Source organism: Rheinheimera sp. 1928-s, assembly GCF_029269265.1.
In the GTDB taxonomy this organism is placed as follows: domain Bacteria; phylum Pseudomonadota; class Gammaproteobacteria; order Enterobacterales; family Alteromonadaceae; genus Pararheinheimera.
On sequence record NZ_JARIXP010000001.1, the window covers coordinates 799,177 to 815,174 of the forward strand.

The 15,998-nt window shown below is 47.7% G+C and carries 15 protein-coding genes and 1 pseudogene; 5 read left to right on the top strand and 11 right to left on the bottom strand.

The window, feature by feature from the left end; translation table 11 throughout:
* From cydX to P3C17_RS03570, 3 genes and pseudogenes are all read right to left on the bottom strand, one after another.
* Positions 1 to 117 carry a cytochrome bd-I oxidase subunit CydX gene (cydX, locus tag P3C17_RS03560; protein ID WP_300928132.1) on the bottom strand — a complete coding sequence of 39 codons (117 nt, stop codon included), beginning with the start codon at positions 115 to 117 and terminating at the stop codon, positions 1 to 3.
* Positions 118 to 128: 11 nt separating this feature from the next.
* Positions 129 to 1,265, bottom strand: coding sequence for a cytochrome d ubiquinol oxidase subunit II (gene cydB, locus P3C17_RS03565; RefSeq protein ID WP_300928133.1), 1,137 nt, complete (start codon positions 1,263 to 1,265; stop codon positions 129 to 131).
* A 1-nt stretch (position 1,266) separates the two neighbouring features.
* A pseudogene (locus P3C17_RS03570) lies at positions 1,267 to 2,818 on the bottom strand (cytochrome ubiquinol oxidase subunit I).
* Between the two features lie 244 nt (positions 2,819 to 3,062).
* Here P3C17_RS03570 and P3C17_RS03575 point away from each other — a divergent pair.
* Complete coding sequence (locus P3C17_RS03575; RefSeq protein ID WP_300928134.1) at positions 3,063 to 3,875, top strand: NAD-dependent epimerase/dehydratase family protein; 813 nt, start codon at positions 3,063 to 3,065, stop codon at positions 3,873 to 3,875.
* 18 nt (positions 3,876 to 3,893) lie between these two features.
* On the opposite strand, the gene P3C17_RS03580 is transcribed toward P3C17_RS03575, so the two are convergent.
* The gene (locus P3C17_RS03580; protein WP_300928135.1) at positions 3,894 to 4,097 is read right to left on the bottom strand and encodes a heavy-metal-associated domain-containing protein; all 204 of its coding nucleotides are present in this window, start codon (positions 4,095 to 4,097) and stop codon (positions 3,894 to 3,896) included.
* A 166-nt stretch (positions 4,098 to 4,263) separates the two neighbouring features.
* Here P3C17_RS03580 and P3C17_RS03585 point away from each other — a divergent pair, with 166 nt between their 5' ends.
* Both P3C17_RS03585 and cueR read left to right on the top strand, forming a co-directional pair.
* Complete coding sequence (locus P3C17_RS03585) at positions 4,264 to 6,438, top strand: heavy metal translocating P-type ATPase (RefSeq protein WP_300928136.1); 2,175 nt, start codon at positions 4,264 to 4,266, stop codon at positions 6,436 to 6,438.
* A gap of 1 nt (position 6,439) precedes the next feature.
* The gene (gene cueR, locus P3C17_RS03590; RefSeq protein WP_346015648.1) at positions 6,440 to 6,853 is read left to right on the top strand and encodes a Cu(I)-responsive transcriptional regulator; all 414 of its coding nucleotides are present in this window, start codon (positions 6,440 to 6,442) and stop codon (positions 6,851 to 6,853) included.
* A gap of 65 nt (positions 6,854 to 6,918) precedes the next feature.
* Here the strand turns inward: cueR and P3C17_RS03595 are convergent, their stop codons facing one another.
* From P3C17_RS03595 to P3C17_RS03615, 5 genes are all read right to left on the bottom strand, one after another.
* Positions 6,919 to 8,694, bottom strand: a complete 1,776-nt coding sequence (locus tag P3C17_RS03595) for a S8 family peptidase (RefSeq protein ID WP_300928137.1) — start codon at positions 8,692 to 8,694, stop codon at positions 6,919 to 6,921.
* Positions 8,695 to 9,117: 423 nt separating this feature from the next.
* Entirely contained in the window at positions 9,118 to 10,503 is a 1,386-nt protein-coding gene (locus tag P3C17_RS03600; protein WP_300928138.1) for a copper oxidase, read from the bottom strand.
* 12 nt (positions 10,504 to 10,515) lie between these two features.
* Positions 10,516 to 11,907, bottom strand: a complete 1,392-nt coding sequence (locus P3C17_RS03605; RefSeq protein ID WP_300928139.1) for a TolC family protein — start codon at positions 11,905 to 11,907, stop codon at positions 10,516 to 10,518.
* A complete protein-coding gene (locus tag P3C17_RS03610) occupies positions 11,891 to 12,469 on the bottom strand; it encodes a hypothetical protein (protein WP_300928140.1) in 579 nt (192 codons plus the stop codon). The genes P3C17_RS03605 and P3C17_RS03610 overlap by 17 nt, the downstream gene beginning before the upstream one ends.
* Before the next feature lie 82 nt (positions 12,470 to 12,551).
* Positions 12,552 to 13,004 (bottom strand): hypothetical protein, encoded by a 453-nt coding sequence (locus P3C17_RS03615; protein WP_300928141.1) that lies wholly within the window; start codon positions 13,002 to 13,004, stop codon positions 12,552 to 12,554.
* A gap of 156 nt (positions 13,005 to 13,160) precedes the next feature.
* Between P3C17_RS03615 and P3C17_RS03620 the strand changes: the two genes are divergently transcribed.
* Positions 13,161 to 13,532 carry a DUF3703 domain-containing protein gene (locus P3C17_RS03620; protein ID WP_300928142.1) on the top strand — a complete coding sequence of 124 codons (372 nt, stop codon included), beginning with the start codon at positions 13,161 to 13,163 and terminating at the stop codon, positions 13,530 to 13,532.
* Between the two features lie 72 nt (positions 13,533 to 13,604).
* On the top strand, positions 13,605 to 15,182 hold the full coding sequence (locus tag P3C17_RS03625; RefSeq protein ID WP_300928143.1) for an ATP-binding protein: 1,578 nt from the start codon (positions 13,605 to 13,607) through the stop codon (positions 15,180 to 15,182).
* Here P3C17_RS03625 and P3C17_RS03630 read toward each other — a convergent pair.
* Both P3C17_RS03630 and P3C17_RS03635 read right to left on the bottom strand, forming a co-directional pair.
* Complete coding sequence (locus P3C17_RS03630; RefSeq protein WP_300928144.1) at positions 15,179 to 15,481, bottom strand: DUF1330 domain-containing protein; 303 nt, start codon at positions 15,479 to 15,481, stop codon at positions 15,179 to 15,181. The genes P3C17_RS03625 and P3C17_RS03630 overlap by 4 nt on opposite strands.
* Before the next feature lie 61 nt (positions 15,482 to 15,542).
* Positions 15,543 to 15,878: a DUF4144 family protein gene (locus P3C17_RS03635; RefSeq protein ID WP_300928145.1), complete on the bottom strand. Its 336-nt coding sequence runs from the start codon at positions 15,876 to 15,878 to the stop codon at positions 15,543 to 15,545.
* Positions 15,879 to 15,998 lie beyond the last annotated feature (120 nt).

The following is a 15,998-nucleotide window of genomic DNA, read 5'->3' on the forward strand; positions in this document are numbered from 1 at the left end:
TTACTCTGATGGCTTATCCTCTTCGCCGGGATAGCCATTAAACTCCAGCCACATCGCGTTAATAATGCCAAAAGAGCAGGCCAGTAATACGCCTAAAATCCAGGTGAAATACCACATAACTCTGCTCCTTAATACAATGAATGGCTGTTGCTGCTGATGGAGTTGCGGTTTAAGCGGCCCCACATTTTCCAGTAACACCACAAGGTGTAACCCAGCACTATAGGTACAAAAATACAGGCCACGACAAACATAATTTTTAACGTCAGCTCACTGGATGTCGCGTCCCACATGGTCAGGCTATGATTGGGCATGCTGCTGGACGGCAGAATAAATGGGAACATAGACACTCCTGCAGTCATAATGACCCCTGTGATGGCGAGTGATGACGCAACAAAAGACTGCCAGCCTTTGGCCAGTTTGCTGAAAAAAGCTGAGAGCAGGAAGGCAGCTACACCCAACACAGGGAAAATCCACAGCAACGGATAACTTTCATAGTTACTGAACCATGCGCCTGAGTTGTGTTCCACAGTTTTAGTCACAGCACTGTTAATCGCATTGCTGTCAATCACACTGGTCACTTTATAGCCCATACCTGCAGCAGCCAGCCAGACACCAGCTATAACAAACAGTAGTGCGGCCAGAGTTGCGCAGATCATTGATACAGCCTGAGCGCGCTGGCGCAGTGGGGCTTCGGTTTTCATTTGCAGATAACAAGCGCCCTGATTGATAAACATCAGCAAACTCAGTACCCCGACCAGCAAGGCAAAGGGGTTTAATAATGCCCAGAACGAGCCTGTGTAATAAATCCGCAGCAAGTCGTCAAAGTGGAAAGGAACACCTTGCAACAGGTTGCCAAAAGCCACACCAAAAATAATCGGAGGTATGGCAGAACCTGCGGTTAAAGCCCAGTCCCAGTTGCTGCGCCATTTGGCATTATCCAGTTTAGAGCGGTAATCAAAGCCGATAGGGCGTAAGAATAAAGCCGCCAGTGTCAGCATCATGGCCAGATAAAAACCACTGAACGCTGTGGCATACACCGGGGGCCAGGCCGCAAACAAGGCACCACCAGCGGTGATCAGCCACACCTGATTGCCATCCCAGTGCGGCGCTACTGCATTGATCAGAATACGACGTTCAGTATCGTCCCTGCCTATGACTTTTAACAGCGCACCTACACCCATATCAAAACCATCAGTCACTGCAAAACCAATCAGCAATACACCGACCAGCAACCACCAGACAAAACGTAAAAATTCATAATCCATGTTAAACCTCCCGGGCCTGTTCGCCGTGATACTTACCGGTATGAATAGACGCAGGGCCTTTACGGGCGAAATGCTGCATCAACCAGACTTCGATGATCAAAAACACTGTATAAAGCGCGGTAATAGCCAATAAGCTGATCCAAATTTCACCTGCTGTCAGTTGAGACGCGGCCATATGAGTAGGTAATATTTCACCTACAGCCCAGGGCTGACGGCCGTATTCAGCGACAAACCAGCCTGCTTCACAGGCAATCCATGGTAAAGGTAGGGAGAAAATAGCGGCCTTTAATAACCAGCGTGGTTTTTCCGGTGTACGTTTGGCACTGTGATAAAAGGACAATGCAAATACCAGCAGCATAATAAAGCCTGCCGCCACCATAATACGGAAGGACCAGAACAGCGGCGCTACTTTGGGAATGCTGTTTTGTACCGCTTGTTCAATCTGTTCAGGTGTAGCATTGACAGGATCTTCTGTGTAAGCCATCAGCAGTAAGCCATAACCCAAATCATTTTTTACTAAATCAAAAGCAGCGATATTTTCCGGCGTTTTTTCACCGGCCCGCAGTTTTTTCAACAGGCCATAAGCGAGCTGGCCATTGAGAATTCGTGCACGGTGCAGCTCTTTCAGTTCAGCCAGCCCCATCACTTCTTTATCCAGAGAACGTGTGGCTATCAGGCCCATAGCGCCAGGTATTTTGACGGCGTAGTCTGTGGTTTGAGTTTCTTCATTGGGCAGACCAAACAAGGTAAAGTCTGCTGGTGCCGGATGCGTTTTCCACTCAGCCTCTATAGCGGCCAGTTTTACTTTTTGCACATCACCCAGCTCATAACCAGATTCGTCGCCTAACACAATCACAGATAAAATACTGGCTAAACCAAAAGCTGAAGCAATGGCAAAACTGCGGCGGGCAAAAAGCTAAATCACGGCCTTTGAGCATATACCAGGCTGAAATCGCCAGCACAAACATAGCGCCTGTGACATAACCTGCAGAAACCGTATGCACAAATTTCACCTGAGCGACCGGGTTCAATACCACTTCGCTGAAGCTGACCATTTCCATTCTCATGGTTTCAAAATTAAATTCAGAGCCAACCGGGTGCTGCATCCAGCCGTTGGCAACTAAAATCCATAAAGCTGATAAGCTTGAGCCCAGAGCCACCAGCCAGGTCACCGTCAAATGCTGCACTTTCGACAAGCGGTCCCAGCCAAAAAAGAACAAGCCTACTAAAGTGGATTCAAGGAAAAATGCCATCAGGCCTTCAATGGCCAAAGGTGCACCAAAAATGTCGCCGACATAATGCGAATAATAAGACCAGTTGGTACCAAACTGGAATTCCATCGCTATGCCAGTGGTGACCCCCAAAGCGAAGTTTATACCAAACAGCTTGCCCCAGAACTTCGTCATATCGCGGTAAATTTCTTTACCTGTCATGACATAAACTGACTCCATAATAGCCAGCAAAAAGGCCATGCCTAAAGTTAAGGGCACAAATAAGAAGTGATACATTGCCGTAGCGGCAAATTGTAACCGTGATAGTTCTACAACATCCATTCGGATTGCTCCTCGATCTGGAACTGTGGGCCTGGTCTGGTGCTTAGAATGCAACACCAATAAGTTGCTAAAACTCATACATCAGCATAAGTGAACACTAAGCTACGCTTTTTGTCTGTCTGTTATGTTGATGCGGATCAATAAAGATCAGTGTGTTAGCGGAAATTACTTAAAATTTGATAAAAGTCGCAGTAGATATTCTGTTACCATCAAATTCATCAGTAAGTTTGGGAAGGTGTCAGAGATGAAAATTTTAGTGATAGGTGCAGGCTGGTTAGGGACTCAACTGGCAACCCGACTCAAGGCTGACGGGCATGAGTTATGGCTCAGCAGCCGCAATATCACCAAATCTTCAGTGGTTGCTGAACAGTTTGGTCATTTTGTTTTAGATTTAGCCCAATCCGTCAGGCCAACAGCAGAGCTGGAAAGCTTATTTAAAGACGCCCTTATTATTTGTACTGTGCCAGCCAGCCGCACCGACGGCGAAGGGTACAACAGAGCTGTTGCCCAACTTGCGACCCTGATGAAAAATTGTGGCTCTTTAGCTTGCATTCATTTGAGCAGCACCGGGATCTACGAAGGTTTAACCGGAGAAGTGGACGAGCAAACTGAGTTGCAACTGGCCGACGCACGTATAGAAGTATTGGCTACTGCGGAACAAGTGCTGAACAAGGCTGTCCCTTGTTGCACTTTACGCCTGGCAGGTTTAATTGGCCCTGGCCGTCATCCGGCACGGTTTTTATCCGGTAAACAGGCAGGTCCAGCTGATGTCGCTGTGAATATGGTGCACAGCAGTGATATTTGTGCCGCCGTCTCTGCCATTGTCCAGCAGCAGTTATGGCCAGAGCTGTTTAACTTATCCAGCCCTGTCTTTTGTTCCAAAGCTGAGTTTTACCTGACGGCCTGTGAACTGGCCTCCTTGCCTGCTCCGGAGTTTGAGCCAAAAACTACCACTGCTACACCAGGCAGAAGAGTATTGAGTACAAAATCGCAAAAAATTGCCGGTTTTTCCTATCAGTTTGAATCCGCTTTAGCTGCTTTGCCTTTTTGTAGCTGAGCAGCCAGAGCGCCATTTTTAGTCGCTCAGAGTAGCCGGGAAACCGGCTTCATCCAGAGCTGCAATCAGATCTTCTGTTGCTAAAGAACTTTCTACCTGTACCTGCTGCAACGCCAAATCTACTGTCACTTTGGCATCGGCCTGTAGTTTTGTGATGGCTTTGTTTACCAGGCTAATGCAGTGATTACAGCTCATGCCTGTTACTTTCAATTCTGTCTTCATTCACTATTTCCTCTTTGCGCTCTTTGTGAGTTCGCGAACATGATGAAAGCTTCTGCTGTGGTAAGGTCAAGTCTTACTATAAAATTTATTAAGTTGACCTTACCCTGAGGGCAAGCTTTAGCCTTATTCATATCGGGCCTTGGCCCTTCTTGTCCGGAGTCATATTATGTCTGAACAAATCCAACTGAGCATCAGCGGAATGAGCTGTGCTTCCTGTGTTGGCCGTATTGAAAAAGCTTTAGCTAAAGTCAGCGGCGTACAACAAGCCAGCGTGAATCTTGCCACTGAAACTGCAACAGTCACAGGGGAAGCGCTTGCACCACAACTGCTGATAGCCGCAGTAGAGCAGGCCGGATATCAAGCTGGTTTGCCGACAGAAACCCCAACAGCAGCAGTCACTACAACTGCTTTTTACCAACAAGAGTACTGGCCCGCTATCGCAAGTATTGCACTGACCTTGCCTTTGGTGTTGCCGATGTTTGGTTTGCTGTTTGGACTAGATTGGATGTTGCCATCTTTATGGCAATGGCTGCTGGCGACACCAGTGCAGTTTTATTTTGGCGCGCGTTTTTATAAAGCAGGCTGGGCAGCATTAAAGGCGGGCAGTGGCACTATGGATCTGCTGGTGGCTATTGGCACCAGCGCCGCTTATGGCTTGTCGTTGTATTTATGGTGGAGTTTTGATGCATTACATGGCCAGCATGGCGAGCCCCATTTGTATTTTGAAAGCAGCAGTGCGGTATTAAGTCTGGTTTTACTGGGTAAATATCTGGAACAGAAAGCAAAACGACGTACCACTGATGCGCTGCGGGCGCTGGAGAATTTAAAACCTGCTGTGGCTACTTTGTTTCAAAACGGGCTTTGGCTTGAAGTCAAAGCGCAAGTGGTAAAGAAGGGTGATCTGGTGTTGGTCAAACCTGGTGAACGTATCCCAGTTGATGCTTTAGTTGAACAAGGCCAAAGTCATGTCGATGAAGCGCTGATCAGCGGGGAGTCTGTGCCTGTCAGTAAAAGTCTGGGCGACAAAGTCACAGGTGGTTCTGTCAATCTGGATGGGGTATTACAACTCAGAGCGACAGCGGTTGGAGCTGAATCAACCTTGTCGCGTATTATTCAACTGGTGGAGCAGGCACAAGGCGCTAAAGCACCGGTGCAGGCCTTAGTGGATAAAATCAGCGCCATTTTTGTGCCTGTGGTGTTAGTCATTGCTGTAGTGACTTTACTGGGCTGGGGGTTGATCACCGCAGACTGGGTGGCAGGTATTTTAAATGCAGTGGCTGTGCTGGTGATTGCCTGTCCTTGCGCTTTGGGTCTGGCAACACCTGTAGCTATTATGGCAGGCACAGGCTCAGCAGCACGCTCTGGTATTTTGATCAAAGATGCCAGCGCTTTAGAGCAAGCCAAAGCAGTGACCTTAGTAGTGTTTGATAAAACCGGCACCTTAACTCAAGGCAAACCCGAACTGCAGCAATTCAGCACTTTTGTCGATGAGCCCAACCTTTTACTTTGGGCAGCTTCGTTGCAGCAACACAGCGAACACCCTTTAGCCAAAGCTTTGCTTCGTTATGCCACTGAACATCAGGTGACTGCTGTTGAAACAGAGCAGTTTCAGGTGATTGCAGGCAAAGGTGTACAGGGCAAGGTGCAAGGGCATCATTTAGTGCTTGGCAGCAGTCACTGGATGCAGCAACTTGAACTGGAGTTACCTCTTGAGCAGGTCCACACCAGCGGCGCTTCAGTGTCCTGGTTAGCAAAACAGCAAGGTAAAAGTTATCGCTTATTGGCATTGTTTTGTTTTACCGATCAGCTAAAGCCTGATGCGCTGCACGCTGTTCGTTTATTAAAACAACAAGGCATTACTGTGGCTATGTTAACAGGCGACAGTAAGGCCAGTGCTGCTTTAATAGCGCAGCAACTGGAACTCAGCGACTGGAAAGCAGAAGTGCTGCCAGCAGAGAAAGCTGCGGCCATTGGGCTCTGGCAGCAACAAGGTTATAAAGTGGCTATGGTCGGCGATGGCATTAATGATGCACCTGCTTTGGCGCAGGCAGATTTAGGTGTCGCTATGGCCAGTGGTACCGAAGTTGCTGTCAGCGCTTCGGCTATCACCTTGATGCGAAGTAAGCCAGTTCTGGTCAGTGCAGCCTTGCAGATAGCGCGGCTTAGCTACCGCAAAATTCAGCAAAACCTGTTTTGGGCTTTTATTTTTAATATAGTGGGCATACCTCTTGCTGCCTTGGGTTACTTAAATCCGGTGATCGCAGGTGCAGCTATGGCCAGCAGTAGTTTGCTGGTGATCAGCAATGCTTTGCTGCTACAGCGCTGGAAGGCTAAGGAGTGAAATGATGAATACTTTAGTCAAAACCTTGGTGACAATAGGGCAAGCCGCAAAGCAGACAGGGCTTTCTGCCAAAATGATCCGGTATTATGAAGAAGCGGGCCTGTTGCTGAAAGCCAATAGAACGGACGCGGGCTACAGATTATATAACAGTCAGCAGTTGCAACAGCTGGGCTTTATCAAGCAGGCCCGGACTTTGGGATTTTCTATAGCACAAATCAGCTCTTTGTTAGGCTTATGGCGCGATCCAAACCGAAGCAGCAGAGAAGTAAAACAGCTGGCTGAAGTACATCTTGATGAAATAAAACAAAAAGTGGCTGAATTGCAGCAGATGCAAAAGGTGTTACAGCAATTAGCTGACAGTTGTTGCGGTGACGATCAACCCCAGTGCGCTATTTTGGATGGCCTGCAAAAGTAAGTTCCTGAGAGTTGAAAAAAGAAGATCCCGGCAGATGCCGGGATCTTCACCTAAAAGCCCAGGGATTAAGGCTGATAAGACGTCGTTAACGTTACACCTGATACCGCTGTATAACCACGGATACCAATATGGTAAGTGGCTGCAACAGGGTTATTGAAGGTACAGCTTTCATTATTTCCATTCAGGTAAGGGCGGCAATCGTAAGCAGAAGTGGTAGGTTGTGAACCACGACGTACATACAAGTCAGCATCTCCAGAACCACCAGAGGTGTTCACTGTCAGCACGCTCATGCCAGCCGGAACTGTCACTGTGTAGTATCTCCATGCGTTACGCGCCACACTGATATTGTTGACTGTCGAGGTTGCGCCAGTGCCACCGCCGCCGCCCGTACCAGACGCAGCAGCTACAGCAGCAGCTGCATCAACAATACCAGTACCGCAGTTGTTACAGGTAGCAGGGAATGAACGGGTTGTGGTTTTCAGAATAGTTTCAATTTCATCTGGTGTAGCACCAGGTTTTTTCTGAGCAATTAACGCTGCAACACCAGCGACATGAGGTGCTGCCATTGACGTGCCCTGACTATAACCATAGCTGTCTGAACCAGGCGTTGTAGTACCAGTGTTATAGGTAGATAACACACCATTTGGATCGTTGGCTGAGTTCATGGCACCACCTGGTGCTGCCACATCAATTGAGGTGCCGTAGTTAGAATAATAAGCGCGACCACCATTGCGGTTGGTTGCTGCTACGTTCACTACACCAGCACAGTTACCTGGGTTGAAGTTGTTGGCGTTAGCATTATCGTTACCTGAGGCAATAACTATCACTGAACCACGTGAACGGGCTGAGTTAATAGCAGCCTGAGTGGTAGAGTCACAGGCTCCTGAACCGCCTAAACTCATATTGATTACTTTAGCCGGGTTAGCGTTGGCCGGAACACCAGATACGGTGCCGCCTGATGCCCAGATGATACCGTCAGCTATATCTGAGGTGTAACCACCACATTTACCCAGCACACGTACTGGTACTACTTTTGCACCATAAGCCACACCAGCGACACCAGAACCATTATTGGTTACAGCGGCAACTGTGCCGGCAACGTGAGTACCGTGCCATGAAGAATCCTGAGCAGCGTGTGTGCCACCACACTCGTTTGCTAAAATCCAGTCACCCGGATCACGGGCATCTGAATCGCGGCCATTGCCATCATTACCGACAAAGCTGTCTGAAATCATGTCGTAACCAGGCAGAAGGTTAGCGTTTAAATCAGCATGTGGGCGGTAACCAGTATCTAATACGGCAACCACTACACCTGTACCTGTAGCATTGTCCCAGGCTGTGTTCGCACGTAAACCACCAGTGGATTCATAATAATGCCATTGGCTGGTGTACTGAGTATCATTAGGTACAGCTGCAATTTGCAACATACGGTCTTCTTCAACCGATTCCACCATAGGGTCCTGAGCTAACAACTCGATGGTACGCGCTGTTTCAGCTTTAGACAGACGACGTTCGGCTTTCACTACATGGCGGTTAGCCACCGCTAAAGAACGCACAAAGCTCATAGGTTCACCAGCACGGCTGGATAATTCAGAAGCTGCATGAGTTTTTAACTGATTTACTGAGCTGGCTGCAGCACTGGCCAGACCCTGAGCAGATAACGTAGCTGCGTTTTTATATTTCACGATAAAGCGGGTTGGTGGTTCCACAGCTTGGGTTTCCTGAACCTCTAAAACTATGCCTGATTTTTGCGGAGCAGCCTGTGCAGCAGTAGCCAATAAGGAAAGTGCGGACAAGGTAAGCAATGAGACTTTGGATAGGTTGAATGTTTTATGTTGCATTTTTTTCTCTCAAATTATTGTTATGTGAATTGCCTCATCCGTGGAAGCCCCTGTCCCTTATTTAGTTAATGTGTTGGGCAGGCGGTATGATAATTGGTCAATATATTGTTAATGTAAATAGGTTTATATTTATCAAATTTAATCTTTTGTTTTCATTTTTTCGTGTTTAGATATTTTTTTTGCGATGAGTTGCGCTCTATGAGCGGCTAAAATGCTGGGTTTGATTACATTTGGTAACAGGTGTGTTATTTTTGTTTTGGTTATTAGGTATTTCTAAATGATATAAGAGGGGCGCGAATAGTTGTCATGATGCTGTTTTTTTGTACAGAAGTTGGCCAGAAAAACGTTTTTTCCAGAAACCTCAGCCCGGAAAGTGTGGGCTGAGGTTTCGCAGATGAAAGGGTAGTGAAAGAAGCAACTGGATCAGTGGTGGTGATGTGCACCAGGTTTTTTCACTTTCAGCTCCACAGTTGCTTCTGCAGTTTCAGCTTGTGCAGCAGTAACCTGTGGTACTTCTCCTGTCCATTCCTGTGCCACTGTGCCGGCTGGGTGTTGATACCAGCCCGGATCTTTATAATCACCAGGAGTCTGATCTTTACGCACTTTAAATACGCTGAACATGCCGCCCATTTCTACCGAGCCAAAAGGGCCATCACCAGACATCATCGGCAGGGTATTAGCTGGTAATGGCATCTGCATTTCGGTCATATCGGCCATACCCCGTTCGCCCATCACCATATACTCCGGTACCAGTTTATTGATTTTTTGCATCAACCCACTGTGATCCACCCCAATCAATGTTGGCACATCATGGCCCATGGCATTCATGGTGTGGTGCGATTTGTGGCAGTGAAAAGCCCAGTCACCTTCTTCGTCGGCAATCAGTTCAATCTGGCGCATCTGGCCTACAGCCACATCTGTAGTGACTTCAGGCCAGCGTGCTGAAGCAGGCACAGGGCCGCCGTCTGTGCCTGTTACGGTAAACTCATGACCATGAATATGAATAGGGTGGTTGGTCATCGTCAGGTTGCCGACCCTGATCCTCACTTTGTCGTTTTTGCGCACCACTAAAGGGTCTATACCAGGGAATACCCTACTGTTCCAGGTCCAAAGATTAAAGTCGGTCATCGTCATAATTTTGGGGGTAGCGCTGCCGGGTTCAATATCGTAAGCGTTGAGCAGAAAACAGAAATCTCTGTCCACTTCATCAATATGCGGATGCGCCTCTTTAGGGTGGGTGATCCACATCCCCATCATTCCCATCGCCATCTGCACCATTTCATCGGCATGAGGGTGATACATAAAAGTGCCGGGACGACGGGCAACAAATTCGTACATAAAGGTTTTACCAGGCTGAATAGCGCGCTGATTTAAACCTGCCACCCCATCCATACCGTTAGGTAAACGCTGACCATGCCAATGCACTGAAGTATGCTCCGGTAACTTGTTGGTGACGAAAATACGCACTCTGTCACCCTCTACCACTTCAATAGTAGGACCAGGCGACTGACCGTTGTAGCCCCATAAATGCGCTTTCATGCCGGGCGCCAGTTCACGCACCACGGGCTCTGCCACTAGATGGAATTCCTTGACGCCATTGTTCATACGCCATGGCAAAGTCCAGCCGTTTAAAGTGACCACAGGGTTGTAAGGCCTGCCAGTGTTTGGCATTAACGGATCCATAGTATCGGCGGATTGTTGAATAACAGGTTCAGGCAAAGCCGCCATTGAGCTTCGACTAACAGCAGCCACACCTACAGCAGCTGTAATGGTACCGACTTTTTTTAATAAATCACGACGGGTTAACATAACATTCTCCTGTTAGTGGCCAGCTGCAGAGGCAGCGCTGTTTGTGGTGTCAGTTTCTGTCGACAGTGGCAGGGAAGGGCTGCCCCATAAGGCTTGTTGCAGGCGCAGTTCTGACAAATAAAAATCCCGCTGTGCCGTCATTTGTCCTGTGACTGTTTCTACCTGAGCCTGGGTATCAGCAATCAGCTCAAATACGCCAATTAACATACCATTGTAACGCAGCACATTTTGTTGATTAATTTTTTGCGCTAAAGGCACTAATTGCTCCTGATAGTGCCGGGCTATCTGATACGAACTTTGCTGTAAAGAATAAGCCTGACGCACTTCAGAGCGGGCTTTTTTCTCCAGCGATTTGGCCTGCCACCAGGCTTGTACATACTCTGCTTCAGCCTTGCTGATGCGGGCTGAACCTGAATCGAACAAAGGCAGTTCAACACCTAATGCCAGTTCCCGTTCTGCGCTGTGCTGCACTGATCCTGCAACTTCAGCGGACAAACCCCGGACAAAACGGCTGTTTTTCTCTAATCCCAGCTGCAGTTCCAGTTGAGCTAACTTTGCTTTGGCTTGCTGTAGATCCAGTCGTTGTGTCAGCGCTTGTTGTTCCAGATCGTCCTGAAGGCGCAAAGTGGCTGGAATTGCAGGCAAATGGGCAGGTAATTGCAGTGCTGTATCTGAGGCTGATAACCCGAGCAGAAGGTAAAGTTGTTCACGGCTTTGTTGCTGTTGTTGCTGAGTTTTGGCCAATTGCAGGCGAATTTCCGCAGCAAATTTTAGCTGCCTGGCTTGTTGCAGTTCACTGTAATTGCCCACCTGATACATACGGTTAGCCAGTTCTGCTGACGCATCTATGGCTTCCTGCACTGTCTGCAGATAACTAAAACGCTGCTCTGCCACTACAGCTTCTATAAAAGCGCTGCGGCTTTTTGTCAGTAAATCCATCAGTTGTAACGCGACTTGCTGCTGTTGCTGATGTGCTTGTTGTTGAGCAATAGCTTTATTTTGGCTCAGAAAAATCAGGTTAAATAAATTCAGTGAAAAATCGAGCTCTGTGTTGTAACCCTCTTCTGAGCGGCTTCGGGTTACCCGAAAACCAGGATTTGGTAATAACCCGGCCTGAGTTAATTGTGCTTTGCTAATGGCCAGCGATGATAAAGCGGCCAGAAAATCCGGGTTATTTAATACCGCAATACGGCTGATAGTTTGCTGCGTTAAAGGTTCTGCCAGCAGCAGGGCAATTTCCTGCTCTGCCTCAGTCCTTAATGCAGGATCTATTGCGGATAGTTGCACCTGCTGCACAACAGCTTGTTGTTGCACCAAATCCGTTGTATTAAGTCCTGAAGTTCCGGCGCAGGCACTCAGCAGTACCACAGCCGCCAGCGGGCTCAGTTTAGTGATGATGCTCATGTTCATCTCCTGTTTTAACGGGTTGTGGCTTTGAGTGCTTTGAATGATCCTCAGGCATAGAATGCTGCGAATGATCCCCATGCTGCTGGTGATGCTTTGAATGATCCTCAGGCATAGAATGCTGCGAATGATCCCTATGCTGCTGGTGATGTTTTGAATGATCCTCAGTCGTAGAATGCTGTGAATGATCCCTATGCTGCTGGTGATGCTTTGAATGATCCTCTGGCATAGAATGCTGTGAATGATCCATTTGTTGATGCTGCTTATGATGGTGTTGTGAATGATCGACCGGCATCTTGTGCCCGGAATGATCCATCATTGCCCCTGAACCATGCTGGGAGTGATCCATGCCCTGATGAGCTCCCGCCTCACTGGCGTAAAATTGCCAGCCACCCAGTTCGGCAACTTTTTGATTGGCTTGTTTCCAGTCTGTAGTGTGGTTTTGCATGACCACTGAATGCAGTGGCTGAAGCTGTGTTTGCTCTTTTTCAGAGGCCATTGCTGGTTTTGTATAAAACAACGCCAGGGCGCCAAAAAGCGCCGGATAAATAAGCTGATACATAAAAAAATCCTGTTTAGTGAAGCTGAAAAGTCACACCAGATAAAAGCACTAAAACGGGCTTTTGATGGTGCAAGTAGAGAGATCAGCTGTATAAACGGGGAGGTCGTTCCAGGCCAGAACCTGTCAGAGGGAAAAGGAAAGGGGTGAAACTCACAATACGTTCGTTTTGTACCGGGTCAGCGATAAAATCCGCTGGATTGACCATCAGCACAGCCGCGGCACAACTGACAGCACAACCTGAGCAGGATAACTGATGCATATCCATCATCATCTGGTCGTCCATTGTCTGAAGTTCATCCATAAGCTGGTGATCTGAGCCATCCGGCATACTGTTGTGCTCAACTGCCGCAGAGCGATGGCCGTGATGCTCCATCATGCTGTGATCTGTATCTGAGGATAGCGAATGACTGGCGGGGTGTACTGAATGATCAGGGCCACAACATAACATAGCGGCAGCTGCCACTCCTTTAAACAGGAGTAAGCTGATAAGCACTATTAAACTAACCCAGGATACCTGACCCCGATTTCTGTTCATGCTGTTTTGCTTGCCAGTGTCACCAAAAAATACTGCCGCCACCCTAATACAAACAACCTTAAAACTCAAGCCAAAGCAGCTTAATACAAAGCCTTGACTGGGTGACAAAGGCGCGTCATTGTAAAGATTATTTAGCGATATCGGAGCTCTCTATTCATGTCTTCAGTTAAGTCTTCAACGGCAGAGCAAGCCTACCATCTTGAGATCAAACAAGCGCAGCAGGCACGGCACGAACAATTATGGCCACAAGCCTGGTTTCATTTAGAACGGGCTCATATTCTGGGTCAACACCATTTCGTGTTGCATCTGCAAAGCCACTGGCTAATGCTGAAGCTGGCAGCGGATCAAACAGACTGGCCTGAAATTAGAGGTCAATTGCTACGTATTGTGCTGACCCCTCTGGGTCATTTAACCGGGCAATTACCTTTGGGCAATCCTGGCTCCAGTCGCTATCCTGTATTACAGGCTCAGCCTGTCCCTGATGACTTAGTGCATCTGTTGTCTGAAGCTAAGGATCCGTTGTTATAAGGTACAGATTATCAATCTTGTGATATGTTTTAAGACTTAACTTTTGTGATTCAGTGGCTAAGGAGTGCATAGATGCAAGGTGCTGTAGTTCCCCATAATGAACAGGACAGACTCAAGGCGCTGCTTAAGTTGCAGATCCTGGATACCGAACCCGACGCTACTTTTGATGCTGTTACTTCGTTAGCCGCTACTTTATTCCAGGTGCCTATAGCACTGGTGTCTTTAATTGATGAACAGCGCCAGTGGTTTAAAAGTAGACAAGGGCTGGATGTGTGTCAGACCGATCGCAAACTGGCTTTTTGTGCCCATGCTATTTTACAGCCCGATATTTTTATTGTTGAGGATGCGTCGCAAGATGAACGTTTTGCTGACAATCCTTTAGTTTGTACTATTCCAAATATTCGCTTTTATGCAGGTTGTCCGTTGATCAACGAGCAAGGTTATGCCTTGGGCACCTTGTGCATCATTGACCGTGTACCAAGGCAAATGACGGAGCAGGACAAAACTGTATTGCGTAAGCTGGCCGCTTTAGTGATGGAGCGCCTGAACGAGCATAAACAAAAACTGCAAACCGAGCATAAACTGCAATTGTTGGACTTGTTACTTGATTCCATTCCTGACGCGCTGGTGGCTTGTGACAGCGAAGGGCAACTGGAACAGTTTAATAAGGTGGCACGCGACTGGCACGGTGTGGATGTACGCCAATGTGATTCAGAGTTGTGGAGCCATTATTACGATTTATATGAAGAGGATGGACACACTGTTTTGCCGGTGGAACGAATTCCTTTGCTCAGGGCCTTCCATGGCGAAACTGTGCTAGGGCAGGATATTTGTATTAAAGCGAAAAACCAGGCTCCGCGCTGGGCGCGTTGTCGGGGAGAGCAACTGAAAAGCCGTTCAGGTCAGCTATTGGGCGCTTTAGTGTTGATGCATGATATCAGCGAACAAAAGCAGCTGGAGCAGATGAAAACTGATTTTATTTCAACAGTCAGCCATGAACTGCGTACTCCCATTACTGCTATTAGCGGCGCCTTGGATCTGGTGACTAATCAGGTATTGGGTGCTGTGCCTGAAAAAGCGTTGGCCATGCTAAAAGTGGCCAGTCAGAACAGCAAACGCCTGCAACTGCTGGTGAATGATTTACTGGATATGGAAAAACTCAGTGCAGGCAAAATGGACTTTTATTTGCAACCTTGTGATTTAGCGCAGGAGTGCCAGCAGGCGATCAGCCAAAATCAGCCTTATGCCGACAGGTTTACAGTGCAACTGTCTTTACTGAACAACGAATCCTTAATGATGCAGCTGGACAGCCATAGACTGCAGCAAGTGCTGAGCAATTTATTGTCCAATGCCATCAAGTATTCAAAAAGCGGTGCCGGGGTTTTTCTGAGTTATTACCGGATAGACAACACAATCCGTATTCAGGTCGAAGACAAAGGTGAAGGGATCCCTCTGCATTTTCAGGAAAAAATATTCCAGCGCTTTGCCCAGGCCGATGGCTCAGATACCAAAGCCCGTTCAGGTACAGGTCTTGGCCTGGCAATCAGCAAAGCTATTATTGAGTCCATGGGCGGAAGCATTGGCTTTCATTCTGTACCAGGACAGGGCACAGTGTTTTTTTGTGACTTTCCGTGCTCTGACGGCCATTAGTCCGCTTTTTGATAGCTCGCCAGAATATGTGAAGCAGCTACAGCGGGCTCAAAATACTGTTGCCGTATCGCCAGATAATCCGGGTGGCTAAAAAAGTTATCCATCAGTTCCTGACTGGCAAAATAAATGGTGAACACTCTGTTGATTGCACTATCCGCAGGTTTCAGGCTTTGTTGCACCATAAAATCACAACCAAAACCCCCCTGATGCTGATGCAATAAAGGCGTCATCTGACGGCGATACTCAGCATAAAGTTCTGGGTTGCTGATGTGCAAGCCCACTAATAATTCAACGGCCATTGATGTGTCCTCTGTCTGAAACTGCACCAATTTAAACAGCAATCATCTATAGAACAAGCTGCTATTCGTCGGTATCAGCCAAAAGGCCAAACAACACCGCGATAGAAGGTGCCTGAATTTTTACTACACAACTTTGGGCTAAAGCAAAAAAATGGGCCTGCACCAGAGCTGTCAATTCCGGCAGTCCAATCAGCCGCAATGGCGCTGGCAAAGAACTGTGGTCTGGTTTTAGCTGATACAGCAGATAAGCCTGACCTGTGGCATCAATCAGCAGATCATCCGGCGTTAAATAAGGCTGTTGTAATTGATACTGCTGCTCGAAGCTGCAGGAGTCGGCCAGATAAATCAGTTCATCCTGACCTGCGAACTTAAAAATGGCGGGGTAGTGGATCATCATTAGCGCTCTTTAACTCTGTTATGCCATTGTATCTGCAAAGTAGCTGAAGTTTGAAAGATCACGGCATAAAAAAGCCCCTTGCGAGCAAGGGGCAAAAGGCGCGGATGGGCCTATGGGTTA

Excerpts from the sequence above, each read along its gene's own strand:
- P3C17_RS03600 (WP_300928138.1), bottom strand. The coding sequence starts at position 10,503 with ATGTTAACCCGTCGTGATTTATTAAAAAAAGTCGGTACCATTACAGCT.
- P3C17_RS03595 (WP_300928137.1), bottom strand. The coding sequence starts at position 8,694 with ATGCAACATAAAACATTCAACCTATCCAAAGTCTCATTGCTTACCTTG.
- P3C17_RS03580 (WP_300928135.1), bottom strand. The coding sequence starts at position 4,097 with ATGAAGACAGAATTGAAAGTAACAGGCATGAGCTGTAATCACTGCATT.
- cydX (WP_300928132.1), bottom strand. The coding sequence starts at position 117 with ATGTGGTATTTCACCTGGATTTTAGGCGTATTACTGGCCTGCTCTTTT.
- P3C17_RS03575 (WP_300928134.1), top strand. The coding sequence starts at position 3,063 with ATGAAAATTTTAGTGATAGGTGCAGGCTGGTTAGGGACTCAACTGGCA.
- P3C17_RS03620 (WP_300928142.1), top strand. The coding sequence starts at position 13,161 with ATGTCTTCAGTTAAGTCTTCAACGGCAGAGCAAGCCTACCATCTTGAG.
- cueR (WP_346015648.1), top strand. The coding sequence starts at position 6,440 with ATGATGAATACTTTAGTCAAAACCTTGGTGACAATAGGGCAAGCCGCA.
- P3C17_RS03635 (WP_300928145.1), bottom strand. The coding sequence starts at position 15,878 with ATGATGATCCACTACCCCGCCATTTTTAAGTTCGCAGGTCAGGATGAA.
- P3C17_RS03630 (WP_300928144.1), bottom strand. The coding sequence starts at position 15,481 with ATGGCCGTTGAATTATTAGTGGGCTTGCACATCAGCAACCCAGAACTT.
- P3C17_RS03585 (WP_300928136.1), top strand. The coding sequence starts at position 4,264 with ATGTCTGAACAAATCCAACTGAGCATCAGCGGAATGAGCTGTGCTTCC.
- P3C17_RS03625 (WP_300928143.1), top strand. The coding sequence starts at position 13,605 with ATGCAAGGTGCTGTAGTTCCCCATAATGAACAGGACAGACTCAAGGCG.
- P3C17_RS03605 (WP_300928139.1), bottom strand. The coding sequence starts at position 11,907 with ATGAGCATCATCACTAAACTGAGCCCGCTGGCGGCTGTGGTACTGCTG.
- cydB (WP_300928133.1), bottom strand. The coding sequence starts at position 1,265 with ATGGATTATGAATTTTTACGTTTTGTCTGGTGGTTGCTGGTCGGTGTA.
- P3C17_RS03610 (WP_300928140.1), bottom strand. The coding sequence starts at position 12,469 with ATGTATCAGCTTATTTATCCGGCGCTTTTTGGCGCCCTGGCGTTGTTT.
- P3C17_RS03615 (WP_300928141.1), bottom strand. The coding sequence starts at position 13,004 with ATGAACAGAAATCGGGGTCAGGTATCCTGGGTTAGTTTAATAGTGCTT.